The organism is Corynebacterium sp. H130 (genome assembly GCF_037572395.1).
GTDB lineage: Bacteria > Actinomycetota > Actinomycetes > Mycobacteriales > Mycobacteriaceae > Corynebacterium.
Genome location: NZ_JBBHLA010000002.1, coordinates 1 through 24,355 on the forward strand (window position 1 = coordinate 1; position 24,355 = coordinate 24,355).

General features: G+C 58.7%; 24 protein-coding genes and 1 other RNA gene. 4 read left to right on the top strand and 21 right to left on the bottom strand.

The window, feature by feature from the left end:
• Positions 1 to 298 precede the first annotated feature (298 nt).
• The 5 genes from WG939_RS03530 to WG939_RS03550 all read right to left on the bottom strand — a co-directional run bounded on the left by WG939_RS03530 (position 299) and on the right by WG939_RS03550 (position 8,046).
• Positions 299 to 1,054, bottom strand: coding sequence for an iron ABC transporter ATP-binding protein (locus WG939_RS03530; RefSeq protein WP_339982665.1), 756 nt, complete (start codon positions 1,052 to 1,054; stop codon positions 299 to 301).
• Entirely contained in the window at positions 1,051 to 2,058 is a 1,008-nt protein-coding gene (locus WG939_RS03535) for an iron chelate uptake ABC transporter family permease subunit (RefSeq protein WP_339982668.1), read from the bottom strand. Before WG939_RS03535 ends, WG939_RS03530 begins: the two co-directional genes overlap by 4 nt.
• A 106-nt stretch (positions 2,059 to 2,164) precedes the next feature.
• On the bottom strand, positions 2,165 to 3,166 hold the full coding sequence (locus tag WG939_RS03540; protein ID WP_445227867.1) for an ABC transporter permease: 1,002 nt from the start codon (positions 3,164 to 3,166) through the stop codon (positions 2,165 to 2,167).
• Between the two features lie 53 nt (positions 3,167 to 3,219).
• Positions 3,220 to 4,200: a siderophore ABC transporter substrate-binding protein gene (locus WG939_RS03545; protein ID WP_339982671.1), complete on the bottom strand. Its 981-nt coding sequence runs from the start codon at positions 4,198 to 4,200 to the stop codon at positions 3,220 to 3,222.
• A 186-nt stretch (positions 4,201 to 4,386) separates the two neighbouring features.
• The gene (locus WG939_RS03550; RefSeq protein WP_339982673.1) at positions 4,387 to 8,046 is read right to left on the bottom strand and encodes a phosphoribosylformylglycinamidine synthase; all 3,660 of its coding nucleotides are present in this window, start codon (positions 8,044 to 8,046) and stop codon (positions 4,387 to 4,389) included.
• 148 nt (positions 8,047 to 8,194) lie between these two features.
• Between WG939_RS03550 and relB the strand changes: the two genes are divergently transcribed.
• Positions 8,195 to 8,443: a type II toxin-antitoxin system RelB family antitoxin gene (relB, locus tag WG939_RS03555; protein WP_339982675.1), complete on the top strand. Its 249-nt coding sequence runs from the start codon at positions 8,195 to 8,197 to the stop codon at positions 8,441 to 8,443.
• A complete protein-coding gene (locus WG939_RS03560) occupies positions 8,440 to 8,715 on the top strand; it encodes a type II toxin-antitoxin system RelE family toxin (RefSeq protein WP_339982677.1) in 276 nt (91 codons plus the stop codon). The genes relB and WG939_RS03560 overlap by 4 nt, the downstream gene beginning before the upstream one ends.
• Positions 8,716 to 8,759: 44 nt before the next feature.
• Here WG939_RS03560 and ssrA read toward each other — a convergent pair.
• From ssrA to WG939_RS03605, 9 genes are all read right to left on the bottom strand, one after another.
• Positions 8,760 to 9,137: a transfer-messenger RNA gene (gene ssrA / locus WG939_RS03565) on the bottom strand.
• 35 nt (positions 9,138 to 9,172) lie between these two features.
• The gene (locus WG939_RS03570; protein ID WP_339982679.1) at positions 9,173 to 9,523 is read right to left on the bottom strand and encodes a DUF488 domain-containing protein; all 351 of its coding nucleotides are present in this window, start codon (positions 9,521 to 9,523) and stop codon (positions 9,173 to 9,175) included.
• Positions 9,501 to 9,968, bottom strand: coding sequence for a hypothetical protein (locus tag WG939_RS03575; protein ID WP_339982681.1), 468 nt, complete (start codon positions 9,966 to 9,968; stop codon positions 9,501 to 9,503). The genes WG939_RS03570 and WG939_RS03575 overlap by 23 nt, the downstream gene beginning before the upstream one ends.
• 11 nt (positions 9,969 to 9,979) lie before the next feature.
• Entirely contained in the window at positions 9,980 to 10,468 is a 489-nt protein-coding gene (gene smpB / locus WG939_RS03580; protein ID WP_339982683.1) for an SsrA-binding protein SmpB, read from the bottom strand.
• A 43-nt stretch (positions 10,469 to 10,511) separates the two neighbouring features.
• Positions 10,512 to 11,414, bottom strand: a complete 903-nt coding sequence (ftsX, locus tag WG939_RS03585) for a permease-like cell division protein FtsX (protein ID WP_339982685.1) — start codon at positions 11,412 to 11,414, stop codon at positions 10,512 to 10,514.
• Between the two features lies 1 nt (position 11,415).
• Positions 11,416 to 12,105 (bottom strand): cell division ATP-binding protein FtsE, encoded by a 690-nt coding sequence (gene ftsE / locus WG939_RS03590; protein ID WP_339982687.1) that lies wholly within the window; start codon positions 12,103 to 12,105, stop codon positions 11,416 to 11,418.
• Between the two features lie 246 nt (positions 12,106 to 12,351).
• Positions 12,352 to 13,290 (bottom strand): hypothetical protein, encoded by a 939-nt coding sequence (locus WG939_RS03595; protein ID WP_339982689.1) that lies wholly within the window; start codon positions 13,288 to 13,290, stop codon positions 12,352 to 12,354.
• Positions 13,291 to 13,650: 360 nt separating this feature from the next.
• Positions 13,651 to 14,745, bottom strand: a complete 1,095-nt coding sequence (prfB, locus tag WG939_RS03600) for a peptide chain release factor 2 (protein WP_339982692.1) — start codon at positions 14,743 to 14,745, stop codon at positions 13,651 to 13,653.
• 11 nt (positions 14,746 to 14,756) lie between these two features.
• Positions 14,757 to 15,200, bottom strand: coding sequence for a hypothetical protein (locus WG939_RS03605; protein ID WP_339982694.1), 444 nt, complete (start codon positions 15,198 to 15,200; stop codon positions 14,757 to 14,759).
• Positions 15,201 to 15,223: 23 nt separating this feature from the next.
• Here WG939_RS03605 and WG939_RS03610 point away from each other — a divergent pair, with 23 nt between their 5' ends.
• Positions 15,224 to 16,069, top strand: coding sequence for an inositol monophosphatase family protein (locus WG939_RS03610; RefSeq protein WP_445227868.1), 846 nt, complete (start codon positions 15,224 to 15,226; stop codon positions 16,067 to 16,069).
• 9 nt (positions 16,070 to 16,078) lie between these two features.
• Positions 16,079 to 16,855, top strand: a complete 777-nt coding sequence (gene hisN / locus WG939_RS03615; RefSeq protein ID WP_339982698.1) for a histidinol-phosphatase — start codon at positions 16,079 to 16,081, stop codon at positions 16,853 to 16,855.
• Here the strand turns inward: hisN and WG939_RS03620 are convergent.
• From WG939_RS03620 to WG939_RS03650, 7 genes are all read right to left on the bottom strand, one after another.
• A complete protein-coding gene (locus WG939_RS03620) occupies positions 16,847 to 17,698 on the bottom strand; it encodes a S1 family peptidase (RefSeq protein WP_339982700.1) in 852 nt (283 codons plus the stop codon). The two genes, hisN and WG939_RS03620, sit on opposite strands and share 9 nt — an antisense overlap.
• 304 nt (positions 17,699 to 18,002) lie before the next feature.
• Complete coding sequence (locus WG939_RS03625) at positions 18,003 to 18,362, bottom strand: biotin/lipoyl-containing protein (protein WP_339982702.1); 360 nt, start codon at positions 18,360 to 18,362, stop codon at positions 18,003 to 18,005.
• Between the two features lie 8 nt (positions 18,363 to 18,370).
• Positions 18,371 to 18,622, bottom strand: a complete 252-nt coding sequence (locus tag WG939_RS03630) for a hypothetical protein (protein ID WP_339982704.1) — start codon at positions 18,620 to 18,622, stop codon at positions 18,371 to 18,373.
• 9 nt (positions 18,623 to 18,631) lie between these two features.
• Positions 18,632 to 20,191: an acyl-CoA carboxylase subunit beta gene (locus WG939_RS03635; protein WP_339982706.1), complete on the bottom strand. Its 1,560-nt coding sequence runs from the start codon at positions 20,189 to 20,191 to the stop codon at positions 18,632 to 18,634.
• 10 nt (positions 20,192 to 20,201) lie between these two features.
• The gene (locus tag WG939_RS03640) at positions 20,202 to 21,698 is read right to left on the bottom strand and encodes a methylmalonyl-CoA carboxytransferase subunit 5S (protein ID WP_339982708.1); all 1,497 of its coding nucleotides are present in this window, start codon (positions 21,696 to 21,698) and stop codon (positions 20,202 to 20,204) included.
• Between the two features lie 434 nt (positions 21,699 to 22,132).
• Positions 22,133 to 24,067 carry a ferrous iron transport protein B gene (gene feoB / locus WG939_RS03645; RefSeq protein ID WP_339982710.1) on the bottom strand — a complete coding sequence of 645 codons (1,935 nt, stop codon included), beginning with the start codon at positions 24,065 to 24,067 and terminating at the stop codon, positions 22,133 to 22,135.
• Positions 24,064 to 24,345, bottom strand: a complete 282-nt coding sequence (locus tag WG939_RS03650; RefSeq protein WP_339982712.1) for a FeoA family protein — start codon at positions 24,343 to 24,345, stop codon at positions 24,064 to 24,066. The genes feoB and WG939_RS03650 overlap by 4 nt, the downstream gene beginning before the upstream one ends.
• Between the last annotated feature and the right edge of the window lie 10 nt (positions 24,346 to 24,355).

Here is a 24,355-nt window from a genome sequence, read left to right on the forward strand (position 1 = left end):
CAAAAAACAATTGAGTATTAATGCTCTTTCACAGACCACTCCTGGCCTGCCGGCACCAACACACAACCAAAAACAAAAAATAAAAAAGTACTTGGCACACTATTGAGTTCTCAAACAACACACGCACGCATCTCTAAGATTTAACCTGAAGTTAACTCTCTTTGAAGCGGCTTGTCAGACTTTAGCGGATAACTCCTTTAGAGTCAAAATCCGTTCCAACTTGGTAACTTTTTGGTTACCTTGTCGCGCTGACCCGGATTAAGTTACGCACCATTTGACTAAAAGGCAAATTCCCTGGTCAGTGGTAGCAAGCGAGGGGCCCATCGGGCCCGTCAATCACGCGGACTGGAGTGTTGAATATTTCGGTGAGCAGCTCGTCCTGCATGATCTCGGCAGGCGTGCCGAATTCCACCACTTTCCCGTGCTTCGCTGCACAGATGTAGTCCGCGTATTTGGCCGCGAAGTTGATGTCATGCAGAACTACGACAACGGTCTTCCCAAACTGTTCTGCAGCGTTTCGTAGATGCTTCATCATCTGGACGCTGTGTGCCATGTCGAGATTGTTCAGAGGCTCGTCGAGAAGCACGTAGTGGGTTTCTTGGGCTAGGACCATCGCGACGTACGCGCGCTGTCGTTGGCCACCGGAAAGCTGATCGAGGTAGCGTCCCTCCAGGTCAGTGAGGCCAAGGAAGTCGATGTACCGGGAGATGATTTGTTCGTCGTCGCGTGTGAGACGTCCACCGGAGTGCGGGAAGCGGCCGAAACCGACGAGCTGGCGGACGGTGAGGCGGGTGATGAAGTGGTTTTCCTGCCGCAGGATTGAGACGACGCGTGCCAAATCCCTGGATTTCGCCGAGGAGACGTCCATCTGGCCGATACGAATGGCACCTTCGTCGAGGTCCAGCAGACGGCCGATCATGGTGAGTAGTGTTGACTTTCCGGCACCATTCGGGCCGACCAGGGCGGTCACTCCCCCGGCCGGGATCTCGAGTGACACAGGGCCGATCTCTACGGAAGCCGAGTACTTCTTTTTGACGTCTACGAGTTCAATCACAGTCGACCCTTTCGGAGCAAGACAAAGAGGAACACCGAACCACCGACGAGTTCGATGATGATGGACACCACGCCCTGGGCGTAAAAGATGTGGTTCATGATGAAGTAAGCCCCCGTGAGAACCAGGAACCCGCAAGCTACTGCCATCGGCAAGACCGCTCGGTGGTCGTAGGTATCAGCGAGCTGATAAGCAAGCGTTGCCACGAGGAACCCAAGGAAGGTCATCGGGCCGACGAGCGCGGTAGACACCGCCATGAGGACCGACACCGCCGTGAGGAAATAGATCGAAGCATGACGGTGATTAATCCCCAGGTTGTTGGCCAGATCCGCACCCAGCGACACAACGTTGAGCACCTTTGCTCGCACCAGAATGGCAATCGAGGCCACTGCGACCAAGCCAATCGCCAGCCAGAGGTATTCAGTCTTGGCATTTGAAATCGAGCCGAACATTCTGGCCGTCAACACATCGAATTCGCTTGGGGTGAGTAAGCGACGCATAAAAGCCGAGAGCGAGCCCAATCCACCTCCGATAATGATGCCAACTAGCAGCATGACCTGAATGTTGGCGAATCGCCCAGTGAGGAGCCAACCATAAAGCACAACGCTAAGAGCCACCATCAGCAGTACTTGAACGACAAACTGCCAGGTGCCAGAGAACGCTGCCAACCCGGAAATGCCGAGGAAGAACACCACCGAAGTTTGGATCACCATGTACAGCGCCTCGAACCCCATGATGGACGGCGTCACGATCCTGTTGTTAGTGACGGTTTGAAAAGTCACCGTGGCAATCGCCTGCGCGACAGCCACCACAGCCATCACGATCACCGCAGTCGCCCGTCGTTCGGCAATCAGCCAGAACCCGGGCGACCCGATTGGCATCGGGTTATTCCAAGCCAACAGGCCAAAGGCGAACAGTGCGCACATGGCAAGCATGCTGCCCAGGATGATCCAGTACCTGGTGCGAAGCTTGTTCGTCGCAAAGCAGCCCGAACAACGTTGGTGCATGCACTCGCCGACACACGTGCGGCAGGGGTCAAAGGGTTCGATGGGTGGGACCTCGACGGCCACATCAATGGGCGGGGTGCGACGGACTTTAAAGCGGAGCGGAAGGTTAGCCACGGCGTTGTTGCCTCACAATCAAGACGATGAACACGGCAGCGCCCAGCACCCCAAGCACCAGGGAAACAGGCACCTCGAAAGGGGCGATGATGGTGCGGCCGAGGATGTCGCAAAGCGTGACGACGCCGATTCCCAGCAGACACACCCACGGCAGGTTGCTGCGCAGATCATCACCCCGAAACATGGACACGACATTCGGCACGATCAGCCCAAGGAAGGGCAAATTTCCGACGACCACAGTCACCACTCCCGTCGCTACCGCGACAAGGCCCGTGCCGAGCAGAATGATTTTGTTGTAGTCGAGGCCAACGTTGGTGGCAATGTCTTCTCCCAGCCCGGCAACGGTGAGGCGATCGGCAAAGAAGAACACCGCAACAACCACGAGTGCGACAATCCACAACACTTCGTATTGGCCACGAAGCACACTGGTGAAGGAACCAGCGAACCAGGTGCCCAACGTTTGCAGTTTGTCCAGTTCAAGCGCGATGAAAGTGGACACCGAGCTGACCACCGCGCCCAACATGATGCCTACGATCGGCACGATGAGCGAAGACCTCAGCGTCACGCGCCGAAGGAACATGAAAAACACCATCGTTCCGATGAACGCGAAAGTGATCGAAATGATCATGCGAGGCATAAGACCTGCTTGTGGGAAGAAGATCATGGCGAAAAGCAACCCGAGTCCTGCCCATTCCGTGGTGCCGGTGGTTGTTGGTTCCACAAATCGGTTTTGTGTCAGCAGCTGCATCACCAGGCCACACATCGCCATCGCAGCTCCCGCCAATACGAGAGCAAGGGTGCGTGGGACGCGCGTAATCGCGAAGATTTCCATTCCCCGGTCGTTTCCCAAAATGTCGTAGGCGCCGACGAACAAGGAGAGGACAAGAAGTGCCCCGATGCTGGCGATGCCAATGAGAAGGCGCCAATCGAGGAGCTTGCCTCTAGTGGCATGGATGCGGGTTGCCGTCATGAAGGTCCTTTCGGCGGTGTACATGCAAAGTGGCCACGCCTTCTCCTGAAGTAGCGTGGCCTGCGTGTTATGGGAAGTTAGCCCTTGAACGCCTTAGCGATCGAGTTGAAAATCTCGATGTGGGTCTGGATGCCGTCATTGGTGTAGGTATCCGCTGGCAGGAAGATAACCTTGCCCTGCTTCACAGCCTCAACGTTCTGCAAAACTTGGTTTTCCTTGAGCACAGTTTCTGCAGGGCGGAAGCCTTCCTTCTTGCTTGCTGACGTACCCGCGTCGCGGTCCAGCACGATGATCCAGTCAGGGTTAGACTGTGCGATTGCTTCCACAGAAACTTCGTCGCCCATGTGGTTGTTCGAGCCGTTTTCAATTTCGAGTGCTGGATCCCAGCCGAACAGGTCAAACATTGGGCCCACGGTGCGTCCCTTGGTTGGGGCGATGTAGCCGAATGCGCCACCGGAGACGTTGACTGCCATGACCTTGTCACCTGGCTTGTAGGAATCCTTGACAGCCTTGATCGACTCGTCGAGCTCCTTGTTCAGGGCTTCGGCGTCCTTTTCCTTGCCGAAGATCTTGCCCAAAGCCGTGGTTTCACGCTTAAGTTCCTCATCGATCGGCTTGTCAGGACGCACGTCGAAGTTCAGGTACGCAGCATCTGGGGTCAGCTTCTTCACTTCCTCTTCGTGATTCAGGAAGCGCTGGCCGCCAAGGACCAAATCAGGCTGGGCGGCAACCAGGTTCTCCAGGTTTGGTTCGCGGTGGGAGCCAAGGTCGAGCGCCTTGTCATCCTTGCTGTAGGAGATCGTTGCCGGAATGATCGGCTTCGGCGCAGCCTTGACCTCAATCCCCCAGTCCTGCAGGGTTTCCATGTTGCGGTTTGCCAGGGACACAACCGATTTTGGTGGCGACGGCACATCGTGGGTGCCAAGGTTGTCCTCAATTTGAACAGTCTTGGAGGCTTGCTCCCCCTTAGCCTGATCAGCGGATCCCCCGCCACACGCGGTCAGAGCGAAAGCTGCAGCCGTGACGACGGCTACCGTACGGAATCGAGATGAAAACAAGTGACGGTTCCTTATGGTTCGTGGACTATTGTCCCGTTAACAAATGTAAGCCTTGCCTAAGTAAGGTTAGGGTAACATAATGCCGCGATAATTACGCAAAACGGGTGTGATCTAATTGGGAACCGGCGGGTGTGAAAAAAGAAAGAGGGTATCCGTTTCCCGGATACCCTCTCTTGCGCTGTGCGTTTACTTACGGAAGAACTCCGCTGCGGACTCGAACAGCTTCATGTCGTATTCGCCTGGCACGTTCTTGTACGTAGAGGCGGAGATACGCTCGGAGTGGCCCATCTTGCCCAGCACGCGGCCGTCCTCGGACATGATGCCCTCCAGCGCGAACAGTGCGCCGTTCGGGTTGTGAGCGATGTCCATGGATGGGTTGCCAGCAGCGTCGACGTACTGGGTCGCGGCAGCAGCCTGCAGACGTGCCCACTGAGACTCTCCTGCGGTGATGCGGCCTTCACCGTGGGAAATCGGCACGGCAAAAACGTCACCGACATTAACCTTGGACAGCCATGGCGAGTTGTTATTCACCACGCGCACCCGGGAGATGCGGGACTGGTGGCGGCCGATGTGGTTGAAGGTCAGGGTCGGGGTCTCGGTTCCCGGCTCGGAAATCTGGCCAAATGGCACCAGGCCCAGCTTGATCAGCGCCTGGAAACCGTTGCAGATGCCGAGGATGAGGCCGCCGCGGTCGTCGAGAAGCCCTTGTACACCGGCGGTGAGGGCTGGGTTGCGCAGGAAGGAGGTGATGAACTTCGCGGAGCCATCTGGCTCGTCGCCACCGGAGAAGCCGCCTGGGATGAACAGCATCTGGGACTCGGCGAGGGCTGCGGCCATGCGGTCGACAGACTCGGCGATGTCTTCTGGGGTACGGTTGCGGACCACGAGGATGTTGGCGTCGATCTCGGCGCGCTGGAGAGCGCGGGCGGAGTCATATTCGCAGTTGGTGCCCGGGAAGACAGGGATCAGCGCGGTTGGACGCGCACCGCCGAAGGTCGGCTTGGCAGCGGCAACGGTAGTGGCACCGGTGACCTCTACTGCACCGGACTGTGGCACAGAAGTTGGGTAGATCGGCTCGAGGGTGCCCATGTGCGCAGCCTCAGCATCCGCGAAGGAGATGGTGGTGCCACGGTAGGTGAAGCCACCCTCAGCGGTGGTGCCGAGAAGCTTGCCGACGGTCGGTTCCCCTGCCCACTCCAGGACGAAGGAACCGTACTCGTATTGGTACAAGTCGCCCATGGCGACTTCGTCTTCGAAGGTGAAGCCGATTGCTTCGCCGAGGCCCATCTTCAGCACGGCTTCCGCCACGCCGCCGAAGCCTGGGGTGTACGCGGAGACAACCTTGCCGGAGCGCAGCAGCTCGGTGACGGTCTTAAAGTTGGCCAGCAGGGATTCAGCGGTTGGCAGGCCTGCAAGTGCAACATCCGTGCCAAGCTCAGGAGACAGCAGCGTCACCTTGTGGCCAGCAGACTTGAAGTGGTTCGGGACCATGTTGCGGGCGTCATCATGGCTGACGGCGACGGAGACCATCGTCGGCGGAACATGCAGCTCTTCGAAGGTGCCGGACATGGAGTCCTTGCCACCGATGGCGGCGACGCCCAAACCGAGCTGCGCCTTGATCGTGCCGAGCAGCGCGGCAGTTGGCTTGCCCCATGCCTCAGCGGAGCTCATGCGCTCGAAGTATTCCTGGAAGGACAGGTAGGTCTCCTCGAAGGAGGCGCCGGTGGCGATCAGCTTGGCCACGGACTCGACCACCGCGAGGTACGCGCCGTGGTATGGGCTGGCCTCGGTGATGTATGGGTTGTAGCCCCAGGACATGACGGAGCAGTTGGTGGTCTCCCCCAGCACCGGCATGGTGTTAGCCATTGCCTGGATCGGGGTGGCCTGGCGGGAACCGCCGAATGGCATGAGGACGGTGCCGGCGCCGACGGTGGAGTCGAAGCGCTCGGAAAGGCCCTGCTTGGAGGCCACGTTCAGGTCGGCGGCCATGCTGAGGAAGGACTCCTTAAAGTCCTCAGAGGTTGCCCACTCACGGGCAGCGCCATGCCAGTCACCAGCCGGGGCAACTTCTGCCACGACGTGCTTCTTCGCGCCGTTGGTGTTCAGGAACTCGCGAGACAGGTCCACGATGGTGGTGCCGCGCCAGTTCATGCGCATGCGGCCGGAGTCCGTCACCTCTGCAACGACCACGGCATTGAGGTTTTCTTCGTTGGCCAGCTCGATCAGCTTGTCGGCGTCCTTCGCTTCGACCACGATGGCCATGCGTTCCTGGGACTCGGACAGCGCGAGCTCGGTGCCGTCGAGGCCTTCGTACTTCTTTGGCACGGCGTCGAGGTTGATCTCGAGGGAATCGGCAAGCTCACCAACGGCAACTGAAACGCCACCTGCGCCGAAGTCGTTGCAGCGCTTGATCAGGCGGGAGAAGTCGCCGTTGCGGAACAGACGCTGCAGCTTGCGCTCCTCTGGAGCGTTACCCTTCTGCACCTCGGCACCCGCGGTAGAGAGGGATTCGACGGTGTGCTTCTTGGAGGAACCGGTTGCGCCACCGATGCCGTCGCGACCGGTTGCACCGCCGACCATCACCACGAGGTCGCCAGCAGCAGGCACTTCACGACGCACATTGGCCGCCGGAACACCTGCGACTACTGCACCCATTTCGAAGTGCTTGGCCACATAACCTGGGTGGTACAGCTCATCCACGATGCCGGTGGCCAGACCAATCTGGTTGCCGTAGGAGGAGTTGCCAGCCTGTGCCACGCGCGCGATGGTCTTCTGTGGCAGCTTGCCTGCGCGGGTGGTTGTCTCCAGCGGGTTGCCGGAGCCGGAAAGACGCATCGCGCCGAAGACGTAGCCTCGACCGGAGAGTGGGTCACGAATCGCGCCACCGATGCAGGTAGCAGCGCCACCAAATGGCTCAATCTCGGTTGGGTGGTTGTGCGTTTCGTTCTTGAACAGCAGCAGCCAAGGCTCTTCCTTGCCGTCTACGGTGATGTTCACGTGTACGGTGCAGGCGTTAATTTCCTCGGATTCGTCCAGCGCATCGAGCTTGCCGGTCGCGCGCAGGACCTTGCCAGCGATAGTGCCCATGTCCATGAGGGTGACTGGCTTGGTGCGGCCAATGGATTCGCGAGCTGCGAGGTAGTCCTGGTACGCAGCCTCAACTGCAGGCTCGCCAAAGGTGATGTTGTCCAGCACCGTCTCGAAGGTGGTGTGACGGCAGTGATCCGACCAGTAGGTATCGATGACCTTGAGTTCAGTAATTGTTGGGTCGCGGTCCTCGGAGGCAAAGTAGTCGCGGATCAGCATCGCGTCGTCGGCGTCCATGGCAAGACCGTGGCCGGCCACGAAGGCGGGCAGGTCTTGATCAGAGAGCTTGGTAAAGCCGGTGAGCTTCTCGACGTCCGCAGGCGACTCGACGGTCATCGTGAGGGTTTCCGGCAGGTCAAGGGATGCTTCGCGGCACTCGACCGGGTTGATTAGGCCCTTGCGCATTGCCTCTGGGATCTCGCCGTCGACGGCGTAGAGAACCGCGGTGCGCACAACTGGGCGTTCCTTTTCAAAGAGGAACTGGATGCACTGCGCGGCGGAGTCAGCGCGCTGGTCGAACTGGCCTGGAAGTGGCTCGACGGCTAGGACATTGCCGGAGATGCCAGCTTCTTCGAGGGAGGCGTAGGTGTTGTCGACCTGAGGCTCGGAAAGTACCAGCTTAACGGCGGTGTCGAACTCCGCATCGGTCGTGCCTTCGACGTCGTAGCGATTAAGCAGGCGCACCTTGACGCCATACTCCTTCGACAGGGCCGCTGCGTGCCCACCTTCGCGATTTTCGACGTACACGCGCTGAACCATCGTGCCTCCATTGTGATCGGCTTTAACTAGTCCCCACCAGCGTATTGGGTGGAGTTGTCCGATACCAATTCTAAGGGTTCTTTTCAGTGGCGAAGAACGCCCTGTATTGCACATTGCCCCTTGTGCTGATCCCTGAGAGTTGAATGCAATGTATTCAACCTTTGACAACTGGGAGGCCGAGCATATGGCAACAATGACAGTACGAATGAACGAGGCCGATGCCGAGCTGGTCAGGAAGTTTGCAGCCTTTGAAGGCATGACCATTTCTGATTTTGCGCGCACAGCAATTATGGAAAAGATCGAAGATGTCTGCGATCGCGAGGAGCTGCGAACCGCTGTTGCGGCAGACACTGGAGAACGGTTCAGAATCGATCAGATACTCGACGAACTTTCATGAGCTCGCATCGGTTCAGGGTCGAACTTACCGCGCATGCCTGTAAGCAGCTTCGCAAGATGAACCGCTTCGACGCCAAAATATTTGCTGCCTGGATCAAAAACAATCTGGAGGGGTGCACGGATCTCCGCGCATGGGGAAAGGCACTGCCTGCCAACCGATCCGGCGAGTGGCGATACCGCGTGGGCGCATACCGCATTCTCGCACTCATTCACGACGAAGTAATCACCATTGAGGCGTTTTCGATAGGCCTCCGGAAAACGATTTGCGATTGAACGCACAAAGCCCCCAACCTGTTTTACCAGGTCAGGGGCTTTAGCTGTGGAGCCGCCGGGAATTGAACCCGGGTCCTACGTCACCTCGCCAGGGCTTCTCCGTGCGCAGTTCGCGCGGAATCTCTACTCGGCCCTCCGGATCGGTCGAACACGTCCGGATGATGAGCCCAGTTGTCAGTAAGTGTCCTTGTTCGCCCTGTCAACGCAACGAACAAGCAAGTTCCTCTAAGTCGATGCCGAGGTCCAGGTCAGGAACCTACCTGGTTCGGCAGACACGCAAGTCGCTGATTAGGCAGCGAGGGCGTAGTCGCGCTGAGTATTCTCTGCGCTTATTTATTGCTACGACGCTTACGGTGGTCTCTAGCCTGCACCGGCACGCTTCCCCTGGCTCAATATACGCAGTCGAAACCAAAATCGACCCCATATCCCTACCGCGAGAAGCAGCGGTAGGATTTTCCTACTTTACACGGTCAGCGAGCCATTTAGCAAGCACATGCGCATGGTTACGTTGACGGTCTTTTGAGGCGTAAACCAGGGTGAGTTCCTTCGATCTCGCTAGCTCGATGAGTGCTTGGACATCGGCGTCGTCAAGCGAAGCGTCGAGCTCGTCGCGGTATCGGCGGGCAAATTCGTCCCAGTCTCCGCCAGCGTGCACCCACTGGCGCAAGCTTGACGACGGCGCCGCCCCTTTTGCCCACAGCGCTGGCGCGAAGTCTTGTTTCGCGATTCCGCGCGGCCACAGGCGGTCAACGAGGACAAAGGTCCCTTCCCCGAGTGGGAGGATGTCATGAATTTTCTCTACGCGCACGCTGCACCCTCAGAATTTCTTTGATCACCAGGACAAGCCACGCTGCAAAGGCAGCCAAACCAATGATGCCGGTCGCGTTGTACAGAACTGAGCTGATGGCTTCTGCTTGCTCCACCGGAATGTCATTGAGTGGGCCGAAAAATGTTTTCGATTCGACAGTGTCGCCGGCGTCGGGCATGGTCAGGATGGATGTGTAGGTCCCAAGGAATCCAAGGACCCAAGTGACAACTAGCCACTCGTGGTTCGGCGACTTCGTTTTAGGGAGACCGATCGAGAAGACTAGCAAAATCAGGTATGCGACGTGGTAGATGAGGAATCCACCGAGCATCAAAAGGAACAGAATCCATCCGCCGTTTTGCCCCAGCATCCTGCCCAGGAAAATCAGCGGAGGCGTAAAAACTGCGGCCAAAGTGTTGAGGAGAACAAAAAGTTGGCGCGTTCCCACTTGAAGACTCCTTAGGCGTTGATCCCCTTGATCTTGCGCCCGAGTTCGCGGGTGATTTCGCGTTCCTCGGTGCGTCGTTTGATGTCTTGGCGCTTGTCGTAGTCTTGTTTACCCTGCGCAAGGCCGAGCTCTACTTTGAGTTTGCCATCTTTGAAGTAAAGAGACAGCGGAACGAGGGTTTTCTTGCCGTCGCGAACCTTGCCCATGAGGGAGTCAATTTCGTGTCGGTGCAGCAGTAGCTTGCGGTTGCGTCGCGGGGTGTGGTTGGTCCAGTGCCCTTGGGAGTATTCCGGGATGTAGAGCGCGCGGAGCCACACTTCCCCATCGTCGATGGTTGCGAAGGCGTCCACGAGAGAGGCTTTGCCTTCGCGCAGCGACTTGACCTCGGTTCCGACGAGCTGGATGCCTGCTTCGTAGGTCTCGAGGATCGTGTAGTCATGCCGAGCCTTGCGGTTCGTGGCGATGACTGGATTATTAGTCGCCTTTTTCTTCTTTGCCATAACAAAAATAGAGCCTACCGGGAAGCGGTAGGCTCTAGGAAATTTACTTGCGGACGTACAGTCTCAAGGTGATTTGCGCCGTGAGCGCTGCGAAGACCAGGCCGATCAGCGCAACCACTGGCGCCACGACCCAGATGTCCGAGTTGGTCACTGGGGCGATCAGCTGGGCGTCGTAAAGCCCGTGCAGTGCCGGATCGAGCACGAACCGCTTGCCAAGGTACAGGCCGAGCACCGAAGCGATTGAGCCAAGGAAGGTGGCAACTACTGCCTCGAGCACGAACGGCGCCTGCGTGAACCAGCGGGATGCGCCGACCATGCGCATGATGGTCATTTCTTCGCGACGGCTAAAGGCAGCAATCTGGACCATGTTCGCGATCAGGAAGATCGCGGCGATCGCTTGGATGGCGGCGACGAGGAAGGTCGCGTTACGGATCGCATTGAGGTTGTCGGTGGCGCCACGCAGGTCATCGATCTGGTCAAGCACGCCGTCAACCTGCTTCAGGTCGCGAACCTCGTCGATGGCCTCGTTCTTCAGCGGATCCTTCAGACGCACGTGCAGCGCGGCCGGCAGCGCATCAGGAGAGGTCTCCTGGACCAGCACGGGATCGGTTTCCTGGAACAGCTTCACAAAGCGCTCGTAGGACTCCTGGCGGTTGCGGAACGTCACCGACTCCACACCCTCGTGCTTCTCCAGCTTTTCCTTCACCTCTTTGCAGCTTGCCGACGAGCAGTCCTTATCTCCCGCGGAGATTTGCTCATCAAACTGCACGATTACCTCAACGCGGTCGAGGTAGATCTCCTTGGTTCGCTCCGTCATCCCCGTCACCAGGAAACCGGTAGCGAGCAGCGCCAGCGAAATGGCGGTGGTGATGACCAAGGCGATGGTCATGGTGAGGTTGCGTCCCAGACCTTGGAAAGCTTCGCGGAATACAATTCCTAGTCGCATTTTAACGCCCCTCTCCGTACACGCCGTGTGCTTCGTCGCGGACAAGCTTGCCCATGTGCAGCTCGATCACACGGCGACGCATGTTGTTCACGGCCTGCGCATTGTGAGTGGACATCACAACAGTGGTGCCCAACTTGTTGATGCGGTTGAGCAGCACCATGATGTCCTGCGAGGTGTCCGGGTCGAGGTTGCCTGTTGGTTCGTCGGCAAGCAGCACGAGCGGTCGGTTGACGAAGGCACGCGCGATAGCCACGCGCTGTTGCTCGCCGCCGGACAGCTCACTCGGCATACGGTTAGCCTTGGCGTCCAGGCCAACCATTTCCAGGGTCTCCATCACGGACTTTTCGATCGTGCGCTTTGGACGGCCGATAACCTCCAAGGCGAACGCCACATTTTGGTAAACGTTCTTCTTCTGCAGCAGGCGGAAGTCCTGGAACACATAACCGATGTGCTGGCGAAGCTTGTTCACCTGACCGCCACGCAACTTGTTGACGTGGAAGTCCGACACGTACACATTGCCCGAGGTGGGTACTTCCTCCTTCAGCATCAGCTGTAGAAACGTCGACTTACCCGAGCCGGATGGGCCGATGAGGAAGACAAACTCCCCCTTCTCGATCTCTACCGAGATGTCATCGAGCGCCGGGCGGGTCGACGTTTTGTACGACTTTGTCACGTGGTCGAATCTAATCACACCAGCAACAGTAGTTGACTTTTCTACCGTTGGAAACTTTTGTTGTGATTCTTGTGGGTTGGGATTGCGGTTGTATTCGCGTCAAACCCGCGGTCCGGAACCCGCTTAACCGAGGTCAGTGTTCGAGTCGACGGTCTCATCCGGAAGCGACGACCTGCGAAAAGCGGGTTCGGCAACGCGGGATTACGGGTTATGCACTCATTCATTTGGACGCGGATATCTGTGCACATCCAAGAACCCAGAGCTCTAGCCTGATTGTGCTACTCGTAGCAGGGCCTCCCGACGCTTGTACGCATTTTTGATGTCGACGAGCAATTCACCGCTGGCAATTCCACGCCACGATGCACGAATCATCGTAAAACCGGCGTTAAGGATTGCTTTTTCCCGCGCCCGCTCACGCAGCAGCACGTCGCGTGTCTCTTCATCGTCTCCCTCATACTTCGATTGGCCGTCGACCTCAATGTTGAGCCAGTTGTCTGCCACGAAATCGAGCCGGTATTCGCCCTCCGGCGTACACACTTCTACCTGCTGCTCCAGCCTCTTCACCAGACCAGACTGCACAATCACCGCCTTGGCGAACGACTCCGCGACACTTTCCGACAGCGGACTCGCACATTTCAGCACCCGCTGCACTTTGCGTATTCCGGCGACGCGCCCCATCGATTCCATTTTGAGTCGAAGCGAGTGGAGGCTGGTGTTCTCTGGTCGTCGCAAATAACCCTCGACGGCTACAAGTCCGTCTGCGAACGTACCAAACCGACACTGATCTATTACAGTTCGCCGCAGCCAGGTGTAGCGCAGCCCATTACTTTCTATGATGTCAGCCTCGGGAATATGGATCTGCTTCATCACCACCCCCTTCGGCCAATACTTACGGCCCCGCAACTTCGCTCCTCCTGTGACCGCAGCCATCGCCGGTGCTTCATGTTCAATCAGCGGAATGTCCCACAGCCGACACGACGACTTCGCAATCAACACACTCGTGCGCAGGGACACGCCCACTGCGATGGTGCGCAATCGGTCGCGTCGCCATGCCGGCAGTTGCTCCCAATCTTGCCGACGCGCATAGAAGTGCCCGTGGACCTGGGAATATTCCCCTTTCGCTTTCGCTGTCCAAAACTCTTGATTGCTCGCAGGCTGCGTGCGAGCATCGATGATCTCGATTTCGTCCCCCCAGACGTGCATATCAATAGTGTGCCCCGGACGATTAGGAGGCGCCACTCGAAATGCCCGCCCTCTCATTCCCTCCGCGCTATCGAACCCGCTTTACCGAGGTCACTCGAGGCCGAGTATCCGAACCCCACTCGTCGCGACCTGCGACAAGCGGGTTCCATACCGCGGGGTGCGCGATTTGAATACACGGCCCAGCAGCTTTACGACGCCCGGTCCCACCCCAGCCTGCAGCAACGCACAATCCCGCGCCATGAATCCCGCTTTAAGCTGGTCCAGCTCCACCAACTCCCCAACCCCACAATGTCGCGACCTCCGAAAAGCGGGGTCTTTAGCGCGGACTCGACGCAAACACCACAGCAGCGCTACAACGGCCTACTGTTCAGACATCCGCCACCGGATTCCCGCCTCGAGGAAACCGTCGATGTCGCCATCAAGTACCTTCGATGGGTCGTTGACCTCGTACCCCATCCGAAGGTCCTTCACCATTTGGTATGGGTGCAGCACGTAGGATCGCATCTGGTTGCCCCAGGATGCGTTGCCACCAGCACCCAAAGCATCCATCTCAGCGCGCTCTTCCTGACGCTTGCGTTCCAGGAGCTTTGCCTGCAGCACGCGCATTGCCGACGCCTTGTTCTGAATCTGCGACTTCTCGTTCTGACAGGTGACCACGATTCCAGTTGGGATGTGGGTGATGCGTACTGCGGAGTCCGTGGTGTTCACCGACTGGCCACCTGGACCGGAAGAACGGTAGACGTCCACACGGATGTCGGAATCAGGCACGTCGATGGAGTCCGTCTGTTCCACCACCGGCAGCACCTCGACCTCAGCAAAGGAGGTCTGACGGCGGCCCTGATTATCAAAAGGAGAAATTCGGACGAGGCGGTGCGCGCCTTGCTCCACGGAAAGCGTGCCGTACATGTACTCACCGTGAACCACGAAGGTCGCAGACTTGATACCGGCTTCTTCTGCATAGGAGATGTCGTAAATGTCGACCTTATGGTCGTTCTTCTCGGCCCAACGCACGTACATGCGCATCAACATTTCTGCCCAGTCTGCAGCATCCACGCCACCAGCGCCGGAACGGATGTTGATCACAGCTTCGCGGGCGTCGTACTCGCCGGAAAGCATGGTTTTCACTTCGAGAGCAGCGATGTCATCGCGCAAGGAGGCCAACTCTTCGTCGGCAAGCTCGGTGCCCTCGCCCTCTTCTTCGGCAAGCTCGTACATCACAGGCATGTCTTCCAGGCGCTGACGCAGGGACTTCAGCTTGCGCAGGGACGCCTGCACTGATGACAGCGAGGAGGTGACCTGCTGGGCGACGTCCGGGTCGTCCCACAGTGAAGGGTCGGAGGCCTTTTGTTCGAGCTCGCGCACCCTGTCAGACATTTCCGCTGGATCCATCACCTTTTCAATACTGGTGAGGGTCGCTTCAAGCTGGTCAAGTTCTGCAGAAATCTCCGGGCGCATAGGCACCTATATTACTTGGAAGCAAAGTGGTCGACCACGATCACCCCGATCAGGACCACCATAAAAGCAGTGGCGCCGAAAGACATTATGACTGTGAGGAGCGCCCCCATTCCTTTATCTCCGGGCCCATTTTCCCACGTGCCATAGGTAGTGAGGAAGCTCAGGGATTCCGCCCACCACAAGATAATGATTTCACTGCCACGCCCCTTGAGCGCCCACATAAGTAACGCGAAGCTGCCTATCCCAAGCATCCAGGGCATGTTGTCTTCCCAGTTCCCCCACCTTCCTGACATATCAAAGGCAATCGCGAGGCCAGCCGCCGCCACCCCTGTGAGCAGCGCACAACAGATCAGCAACAGATTCCGCTTCGCGCTCGGAGGCGACTTCTCACTGTTTTGCAGCATGACAACGGCAGCCGTGACGCCGACAGTTAACAACGCAGCTGGAAAGATCATGGTTCCTCCGCCCCCATCATAGAATGAATGCCATGACTGTCCCACAGAATCTCAATGACATGATCGACGCACTGACCAAGACTTTCGTCATCGCTCACGATCAGGATTCCGACGAACATCTCGCCCAGGCCCTCGTCTTCAATGCTGGCCGCCTCGCGTGGCGTATGCGCGAAACCGGCGTGACCACCGAACAAAAGACCAGCGTGTCCGATGTTGTGACGGAGGCTGACAAGGCTGCCGAACGTTTCGTCTCCGGCGCTCTCGAGGCATTGCGCCCGGAAGATGGCATCCTCGGCGAAGAGGGAGCGTCCCGCCCCGGCACCTCCGGTCGCACCTGGGTCATCGATCCGGTGGACGGCACCTACAACTTCTCCCAGGGCTCTGACTACTGGTGCTCCGCACTTGCGCTCGTTACTGGCGATCCTGAAAACCCATCTGAGCTCCATTTCGGGGCGGTGCACCGACCAGCCATGGGGTACACCTGGTTTGGGGGTCCAAACATTGCGACCACGAGGGATGGCAAGGCCGTCGAGAAGCTAGGCGAGAAAGCGCTAGCTGAGGTGGGACTCGGCACGTACCTGCACCCCACTTACCTCGTTCAGGAGCCTGTTCGGGCGGCGTGGCAGACGATTGCCGAAAAGGTCGCTGCGCTGCGCATGCTCGGTGCCGGGTCGGTGGATTTGGGTAGCGTGGCCGATGGTTCTTTGGGCTTGTGGTTGCAGCACACTGTGCACAGTTGGGACTGGCTGCCAGGTCGTGCGCTCGTGGAAGGCGCTGGCGGTAAGGCCGTCAAATTTGATGCTGGCGGAGTCACGTGGTGCCTGGCCGGTAATGAAAAAGCCGTGAATGAGGCCCTTGCCCTGTTCTAAGCTGGATGCATGTATGCAGAAGACCTCGCCCTTGCGCTAGAACTGGCAAACATTGCTGACAAGATCACCCTCGAGCGTTTCGAGGCCTCTGACCTGCAGGTTAATTCCAAGCCGGACCTGACCCCCGTGTCCGACGCGGACCTGGCTGTAGAGGAAGCTCTCCGCGAGCGGCTCGCCACCGACCGCCCAACCGATGCGATTCTCGGCGAAGAATTCGGCGGGAACGCGGTGCTTGAGGGGCGCCAATGGGTGATCGACCCCATCGACGGCACCAAGAACTTCGTGCGCGGCGTCCCCGTGTTCGCCACCCTGATCGCCTTGCTTGTCGACGGCCAACCCGTCGTCGGCGTCATCTCCGCACCGGCCCTTGCGCGCCGATGGTGGGCATCCGAAGGCTCCGGCGCATGGCGGAGCTTTAACGGTGGCTCCCCCAAGAAACTCGCTGTTTCTGCGGTCTCCGAGATCGCTGACGCTTCCGTCTCCTTCTCTTCCCTGGACGGCTGGCGCGATCGAGACCTGCGCGAAGGCTTCATCAAACTCGCCGACGACACCTGGCGACTCCGTGGCTTCGGCGACTTCTTCTCCTACTGCCTCGTAGCCGAAGGCGCCGTCGACATCGCGGCCGAACCGGAGGTCTCGCTCTGGGACCTCGCTCCCCTATCCGTGCTGGTCACCGAAGCCGGTGGCCGCTTCACCTCGCTCGCCGGCGAGGATGGACCGCACGGCGGCGACGCGATTGCCACCAACGGGCTGCTTCACGACGCCACCCGCAACTACCTACGCTAGGTAGAACCCAGCTCCGGTTCCACCCTGCGCATTCAGGTGCGCGAGAATGACATCAATCGGGGTGGACAGAGTTGGCATATGCAACGGCCCCTGCCAAGGGGTCGTGCATGCACCGGCAGGAACGACAGGGTTGCCACCGGAAACGACTCCGATCAAACGATCGCCAAGCATCATCGGTGCGCCAGAATCACCCTGCATTGCGCACACCTGGGAGTTGTACGCATCCCACGCTGGACCACACGTAAAGCCCGTGGCAACACCTTTCTTGCACAGATTCTGCATCGGAGCAGCCTGCCCGCCGATGGCATTGATGGTCACGCCACCATACGAACGGGTCACCTGGGCCTTTTCATTGAACTGAATCAGCGCAAAGTCCTTTTCAGGAACAACCTGCACAATGTGGCCTGCCACTCCAGCATTCCGAGCATCAGCGGAAAACACCGGCGCGCCCACCGAACCACAGTGTCCCGCAGTGATACCAACCTTGTTTCCCTGCTGATCAAAACCCGAAACCGCAAGGGTGCACATCTTGTCCCCGCCGATAAAAATCGGGGTACCTGGACCAAAGAGGGCCTGCCCCGCCCCCTCGTGAGCACGAGACTCGTTAGGAATATCTGGAGCATTGAACCAGCTACCAGGAACTCGGTGCAGCACTGGACCGAGATGCTGGGCCATCACTTGAGCTTGCGGGTCGGTACGCCAGTGGTAATTAGGGCCATCAACCAGGCCTTCAAACGTCGCTGGAGCTGCTTCATACGCTTGAGCCTGGCCTGCACCTAACAGCAGCGTAACCGCTGCAAGAGACGAACCTACAAGTGCACGAACAGAACGCTTCGAAGTCATAACTCACGAACTTTCCCAATGGACAATTACTACCTGCACCACCCTACAAGATCTGTTACAGATGTGACAGGTGTGATTTGATGATGCGACGCTTCCAGCAATCCTGTCATGGTTCGATGCCCTGCGGGGCCAGTTACCCCCGTTCGTGGAAAAACATCCCGTATTTGGACCAGATTTTCCGGAAAAGCCCAGGATAATCTGCCCAAATGGGGGAAAGATTTCCCTTCTGGACAAAAAGATCCCCCATTCAGACAATCCCACCTGGGAAAACACCAGGCAAGCAGTCCAAATGGGGGAAAGATTTCTACTGGATTTCGAGAAGTGGCTGGCCCCCCTGGACAGGATCGCCAGGCTGCACGTGAATTGCGGTCACGGTGCCCGCGTTTGGCGCGGTGATTTCGGTTTCCATCTTCATGGCTTCGAGGACGAGAACGACCTGTCCGGCTTCGATGGCGTCGCCTTCTTCAACGAGAACCTTGAATACGGAGCCCGCCAGTGGCGCGGTCACGGCGTTGAGGGACGTGCCGGAGACCTTGGCGTTTGCTGGCTCGGAGTGTTGTGCGCCTACGCCACCGAACACGATCGGAGCGAGGGTGCGCTGCTCTTCTTCTACCTCGACGTCGACGCTGTAAGCGACTCCGTTGACGGTCACTTTGAGTTTCATGATCTTCCTTAGAGTTGCTGTGCTCGGGTCTGGACGGCTTGGCGGCCCTGGGCAGCCCAGGTGCGGTGGCGCGAGAACTTCACGGCCTTGATCTTGCCGCGGTTGCCCAGGTAGGCGGAGACCGCTGCGCTGATCGCCATGAGGACGTCCTCTGGGATTTCCTGATCGGAGCGCTTCTTCAGCTCAGCAAGCTCGGACTCGACGGCGTCGAGTCGCGTGGCTAGCGAAGCTACGAGCTCCTGGAGTTCTTCATTAGTCATGGCAATCCTTTAGGCAGGTCCGAGGCCGTGCTTCTTGGCTGGGCGAGTCGTGCGCTTGTTTGCAAGAACTTCCAGTGCCATGGCAACTTCTGCTCGGGTGTCGGCTGGGTCGATGATGTCGTCGACAAGCCCGCGGGAAGCGGCCATGAATGGCGTGGAGAAGGTGTCCTTGTACAGCTGGACCAGCTCGGCGCGCTTGGCCTCTGGGTCCTCAGCGTTCTCGATTTCCTTGCGGAAGACGACGTTGACGGCGCCGTCGGCACCCATCACGGCGATCTCTGCGGTTGGCCATGCGAAGACGCGGTCGGCGCCGAGGTCCTTGGAGCACATGGCCAGGTGTGCGCCGCCGTAGGACTTGCGCATGACCACGGTGATCTTTGGAACCGTCGCGGAGGAATAAGCGTAGAGCATCTTGGCGCCGTGGCGGATGATGCCGCCGTGCTCCTGAGCAACGCCCGGCATGAAGCCAGGGACGTCCACGAAGGTGAGCAGTGGGATGTTGAAGGCGTTGCAGAAGCGGATGAACTGGGAGCCTTTGTCGGAGGAGTCGATGTCCAAGACGCCGGACATGACGTTTGGCTGGTTGGCGATAATGCCTACCGTGCGGCCGACGATGCGGCCGAAGCCGACGACCATGTTCGGTGCGAAACCTGCCTGGGACTCGAGGAAGTCGCCACGGTCGACGATGCGGGTGATGACCTCACGGACGTCGTAGCCCTTCTTGCCCTCCACTGGAACGATGTCGCGCAGAGACTCGTCAGGCTCGACGATGTAATCCGGATCCACCACTGGTGGCTCTTCAGTGTTGTTCTGTGGCAGGAAGCTTAAGAGCTTCTGCGCGATCAGGATGGCCTGCTCGTCGTCCTCTGCGATGAAGTGGATGTTGCCAGCCTTAGCCATGTGAGCGTCTGGGCCACCGAGCTGCTCGGCGGTGACGACCTCGCCGGTGACAGACTTGATCACGCCCGGGCCGGTGATGAACATGTTGGCCTTGCGGGTCTGGATGATGAAGTCAGTCAATGCTGGGGAGTACGCTGCACCGCCAGCACAAGGGCCAGCGATGATGGAGATCTGTGGTACGAGGCCAGAGAGCAGCACGTTTTGGTAGAAAACCTTGCCGTAGCCGGAGAGGGAGTCAATGCCCTCCTGAACGCGGGCTCCGCCGGAGTCGTTGATGAACACGAATGGGGTGCCGGTGGTCGCGGAGGCTTCCATCATGGCTGCGACCTTGTTGGACTGGGTCTCACCAGCGGAGCCACCCATGACGGTGAAGTCCTGGGAAGCGACGTGCACGGGGCGTCCGAAAACTGCGCCAACGCCGGTGACAACACCGTCGGCCGGTGCTTCTGCCTTGTCCATGCCAAACTCCACAGTGCGGTGCTTGGCGAACATTCCGGTCTCGCGGAAGGTGTCTTCGTCGATAAGCAGGTCGATGCGCTCGCGGGCGGTGAGCTTGCCGCGCTCGTGCTGCTTCTCCAGCTTCGCTTCGCCACCGCCGAGGGAGACCTTGTGCTTGGCCTCGGCTAGCTTTTCGAGGCGCTCTTGCATGGTTGGTTCTTGAATCGTCATGTCTTGTCCTTTAGGCTGGCTCGACCTTGACGGTCTGGCTGCGGCCACCGACGGTGACCTTGTACTGGATTGGCTCGCGTACGGCGTTGGAAGCGCCGGAAGCAGCTGCGGCTTCCTTTTCAATCTGCTCTTGCGTCTTGCCGACGTTCTTCGGGCCCTCTGGGCGGGTCTTGAAGAAGCCCGGTGCCACGCCTGGGAACAGTGCGTTAGTAAGGACGTCTTCGTCAGTGCCGTCGAAGCCTTCGAGGGCCTTTGCTTCCTCAACCAGCTTGTCCCACTCTGGCTCCAGGCGATCTGCTGGGCGGCAAGTGATTGCTTCCTTCTTGGTCTGCTCGGCGGCCTGCTTGATCAGCTCAGGGTTGCGCTCGCCGATGCACTCGCCGTAGTAGCCGAGCATGAGATCAGCGAACTCCGCGGTCATGACCTTGTAGCGACCCATGAGCACGTTGAACACGGCCTGGGTGCCAACGATCTGGGAGGAAGGCGTCACCAGAGGTGGGTAGCCGGCGTCCTTGCGGACCACTGGAACCTCGCGCATCACTTCGTCGATGCGGTCGCCAGCACCCTGGGCGCGCAGCTGAGACTCCATGTTGGAGAGCATGCCACCTGGAATCTGGGATAGGAAGATGTTGGTGTCGACCAGGGTCTTGGACTCGAATTCCTTGTACTTCGGGCGGATAGCCTTGAAGTGATCGCGGATCTTGATCAGCTTGTCCATGTCCAGGTCAGTGTCGTACTCGGTGCCTTCGAGCATTTCAACGAGGGACTCGGTTGGGTTGTGGCCAGGGCCGAGGGACATAGAGGAAATTGCGGTGTCGACGACATCGGCACCGGCTTCAATCGCCTTCATCAGGGTCACGAGGGTCACGCCCGTGGTGGAGTGGCAGTGGACGTTGATCTGGGTGTCCTCGCCGTACTTGTCCTTGATGCCCTTAACGATGTCGTAGGCAGGCTGCGGCTTGAGCAGCGCGGCCATGTCCTTGATGCAGATGGACTCGGCGCCCATGTCCAGAAGGCGACCGGCCTGCTCGATGTAGCCTTCAACGGTGTGCAGTGGGGAGACGGTGTAGCAGATAGTGCCCTGAGCGTGCTTGCCGACCTTAGTCACAGCGTTCATTGCGCGCTCGAGGTTGCGTGGGTCATTGAGGGCGTCAAAGACACGGAATACGTCCATGCCGTTTTCTGCGGACTTTTCGACGAACTTGTCGACGACCATGTCCTCGTAGTGGCGGTAGCCGAGCAGGTTCTGGCCACGCAGCAGCATCTGGAGGCGGGAGTTCGGCATCAACTTGCGGAAGGTGCGCAGACGCTCCCAAGGATCTTCATTGAGGAAGCGGATGCACGAGTCAAACGTGGCACCGCCCCAGCACTCGACGGACCAGAAACCAGCCTGGTCAATTTCTTCACAGATCCCAACCATGTCTTCCATGGCCATGCGGGTGGCCATCAGGGACTGGTGGGCATCACGGAGGGCAACTTCAGTAACACCAATTTTTCGTGGGCTCATGACCTTAAGGTTAGGTGAGCTTTCGGCCGGTCGCAGGGGCTAAGACCACTGAGCGCAGGTCAACCGCTTAAATTCATTGTGTGAGCTGCATTTATGAACCCGAAAGACGTGCTCTACTTCACAGTGAGCTTAGCCATACCGAGTCTGTTTTAGTGGCTTTCGGACCAGAAACGGTCACAATCTGCCCGGTTTTGTGAGTTTTAGCAACACCGGCCCACGGGAGCCCGAAGCTCCGCTGCAGCCCGAAGATTGCCCGCAGGAGCCACAACCAGACGACGGGCAGGAAGACATGGTTTCCCGCACCAAGCTGCCAGTTCTTTCGAAATGCTCCAAGATCAGTTGGACAGTTCCCCTCCCCAACCCGGTGCTCGTGGCGATTGCCTCAGCCGACGTTTTGCCGTCGAGGATCGCCGCCCGAACAAGTTCGCTTGGGGTCACAGGAACACCTTCAAAATCTGGAATGCCAACACGGCAAGGATCCACGCCCCAACAAACTGAGTAACAAAGCCAAAGAAGGTCCACTTGGCACCGATTTCTCGGCGCTGCGCAGCGATCGTCGCCACGCATGGCGTGTAGGACAGCATGAAGATCATGAAGGCCCACACCGCAGCGAGCGCATGCCCGCCCGAGGCTTCGTTGAAGTCGTGGCGAATGTGCTGCGAAAGTGCACTTTCGGCCTGCTCTTCTGGGGCGGCGTCGGTGACGTCATCGACGGCATAGACTTGCGCCCACGTGGAAATGACGGCTTCCTTCGCCACGAATCCGGTAATCAGTGGCCCTGTGAGAGTCCAAGAACCGAATCCGGCTGGTTCAAACACCGGAGCGATGACCTGCGAGACTGCCCCGTAGGCCGAATCCTGAGGTGGCACGTCTGCCAATTCGTGGTCGCCCTGGACCGGAATGGACATGAGCAGCCACACCACGATAACGGTGGTGACGATGATGCCACCTGCAGTCTTGAGGAATCCCTGCAACCTCAGCCAGGTCACCGACGCAGCCATCCGCGCGGTGGGAAGCTGATAGGTAGGAAGATCAATGACGAGCGCCTCGTTCGGGATCGCCCGCCAAAGGGTCGTCTTCAGCACCAGGCCGACCGCAACAACCAGCACGATAGACAGCACGTACATCGTGAATACGGCGGTGGCGGCGTGATCCGGGAAGAAGATCGTGGACAGCATCAGGAATACGATGAGGCGTGCCGAACATGAGGTAAATGGGATGAGCAGCGAGGTCAGCAGTCGGTGTCGGGCGCTTCCCAGCACTCGCGTTGCGGAAATCGCCGGCACATTACAGCCGAAACCCACCACCAGCGGAATGAATGCTTTACCCGGCAAACCGATTGCACGCATGACGCGATCGGTCACCACAGCCGCGCGGGCCATGTATCCGGAGTCTTCCAGCACCGCGAGACACAGGAACATCAGCGCAAGCAGTGGCGCGAAGGTGAGCACCATGCCGACACCACCGATAAGGCCATCAACGATCAACCCTGTAACCAGCGGGTGATCGAGCCCCAGCTTGGTGAGTCCCGTTTCCACAAGTCCACCGAACCAGCCGGTGATGAGCGTTTCCAGGCCATCTTGCAGTGGCGCCGCCACCTTGGTGGTGATGGTGAACACGAGCCACATGACAGCAAGGAACAGGATGGGCCCAAGGATCGGATGCAGGGCAAAGGCGTCAATACGTTGCGTCAGCGTATTTTCTTGTTCGCCCTCAGTCACCGCAGCTTTGGTGGCGGCGTCAAGGTCGGCAAAGCGCTTGTCGACGCCCGTATCTTGTCGAATTTGACGCCTTGGGCGGGCCAATTCATCACGCACAACATCGCCAAGGGCGTCGATGCCCTCGTGGCGTCGGCCGTTGAACGGGACAGCTGGCATGCCAGTTACTTCGGCAAGCTTGGCGATATCAACGTAGGTGCCTTGTGCTTCCGCCACATCAAGCTTGGTGACCGCGAGCACCACCCGGTAGGGATGCTCGGCGATCTGGTAGGCCAGGTTGAGGCCTCGCGCAGGCGCGGTTGCGTCAATGACGACGACTGCGAGGTCCGGACGCTCATCCTCGGGACGTTCGATGAGCATCTCCCGAGTTAGTTCCTCATCCGGGCTGAGCGGGTCAAGCGAGTAGGTTCCTGGGAAATCGATGAGGTCGAAGGTACATCCGCAGTGGGTGTGCCATACGCCGCGGCTGACTTCGACGGAGGTGCCTGGCCAGTTGCCAGTCTTGACCTTTGCGCCAGTCAACGCATTGAAGGTGGTGGATTTTCCTGAGTTTGGCGCACCAACGAGCGCGACGATCGGAGAACCCTTCGGAGCTACGACCGTCGATGACGCTGCGTGACAACTTGGTGCGCTGGCTACTCCCCGACTCACAGCGAAACGTCTAGTTGGCGCAGCGTGTCGCGATCAATCGCGTAACGTGCGGTACCTACAGTGACGATTCGACCTCCGCCGGAGACCTTTTGGCCCAACTTGAGGGTGCTTCCCGGACGAATGCCGAGTTCCTGCAAGCGCATTGCCAGCGCTGGGTTGCATGACGTCGCTCGTTCAAGGCAGCAATCTGGCAAGCTCGCCAGGCAACCTACCGGGGCCTGGTCTGCTGAGATGCAGTCCTTGCGGGTGCACTGTGCACCTTGCGAACGCTTAAACATGTGCGTCTAC

Bases quoted from the DNA above. Each gene is read 5' to 3' on its own strand.
- WG939_RS03535 (WP_339982668.1), bottom strand. From the start codon at position 2,058: ATGCACCAACGTTGTTCGGGCTGCTTTGCGACGAACAAGCTTCGCACC.
- WG939_RS03540 (WP_445227867.1), bottom strand. From the start codon at position 3,166: ATGTACACCGCCGAAAGGACCTTCATGACGGCAACCCGCATCCATGCC.
- WG939_RS03550 (WP_339982673.1), bottom strand. From the start codon at position 8,046: ATGGTTCAGCGCGTGTACGTCGAAAATCGCGAAGGTGGGCACGCAGCG.
- relB (WP_339982675.1), top strand. From the start codon at position 8,195: ATGTATTCAACCTTTGACAACTGGGAGGCCGAGCATATGGCAACAATG.
- WG939_RS03560 (WP_339982677.1), top strand. From the start codon at position 8,440: ATGAGCTCGCATCGGTTCAGGGTCGAACTTACCGCGCATGCCTGTAAG.
- smpB (WP_339982683.1), bottom strand. From the start codon at position 10,468: ATGGCAAAGAAGAAAAAGGCGACTAATAATCCAGTCATCGCCACGAAC.
- ftsX (WP_339982685.1), bottom strand. From the start codon at position 11,414: ATGCGACTAGGAATTGTATTCCGCGAAGCTTTCCAAGGTCTGGGACGC.
- WG939_RS03595 (WP_339982689.1), bottom strand. From the start codon at position 13,290: ATGCACGTCTGGGGGGACGAAATCGAGATCATCGATGCTCGCACGCAG.
- prfB (WP_339982692.1), bottom strand. From the start codon at position 14,745: ATGCGCCCGGAGATTTCTGCAGAACTTGACCAGCTTGAAGCGACCCTC.
- WG939_RS03605 (WP_339982694.1), bottom strand. From the start codon at position 15,200: ATGATCTTTCCAGCTGCGTTGTTAACTGTCGGCGTCACGGCTGCCGTT.
- WG939_RS03610 (WP_445227868.1), top strand. From the start codon at position 15,224: ATGAATGCCATGACTGTCCCACAGAATCTCAATGACATGATCGACGCA.
- hisN (WP_339982698.1), top strand. From the start codon at position 16,079: ATGTATGCAGAAGACCTCGCCCTTGCGCTAGAACTGGCAAACATTGCT.
- WG939_RS03620 (WP_339982700.1), bottom strand. From the start codon at position 17,698: ATGACTTCGAAGCGTTCTGTTCGTGCACTTGTAGGTTCGTCTCTTGCA.
- WG939_RS03625 (WP_339982702.1), bottom strand. From the start codon at position 18,362: ATGAAACTCAAAGTGACCGTCAACGGAGTCGCTTACAGCGTCGACGTC.
- WG939_RS03630 (WP_339982704.1), bottom strand. From the start codon at position 18,622: ATGACTAATGAAGAACTCCAGGAGCTCGTAGCTTCGCTAGCCACGCGA.
- WG939_RS03635 (WP_339982706.1), bottom strand. From the start codon at position 20,191: ATGACGATTCAAGAACCAACCATGCAAGAGCGCCTCGAAAAGCTAGCC.
- WG939_RS03640 (WP_339982708.1), bottom strand. From the start codon at position 21,698: ATGAGCCCACGAAAAATTGGTGTTACTGAAGTTGCCCTCCGTGATGCC.
- WG939_RS03650 (WP_339982712.1), bottom strand. From the start codon at position 24,345: ATGTTTAAGCGTTCGCAAGGTGCACAGTGCACCCGCAAGGACTGCATC.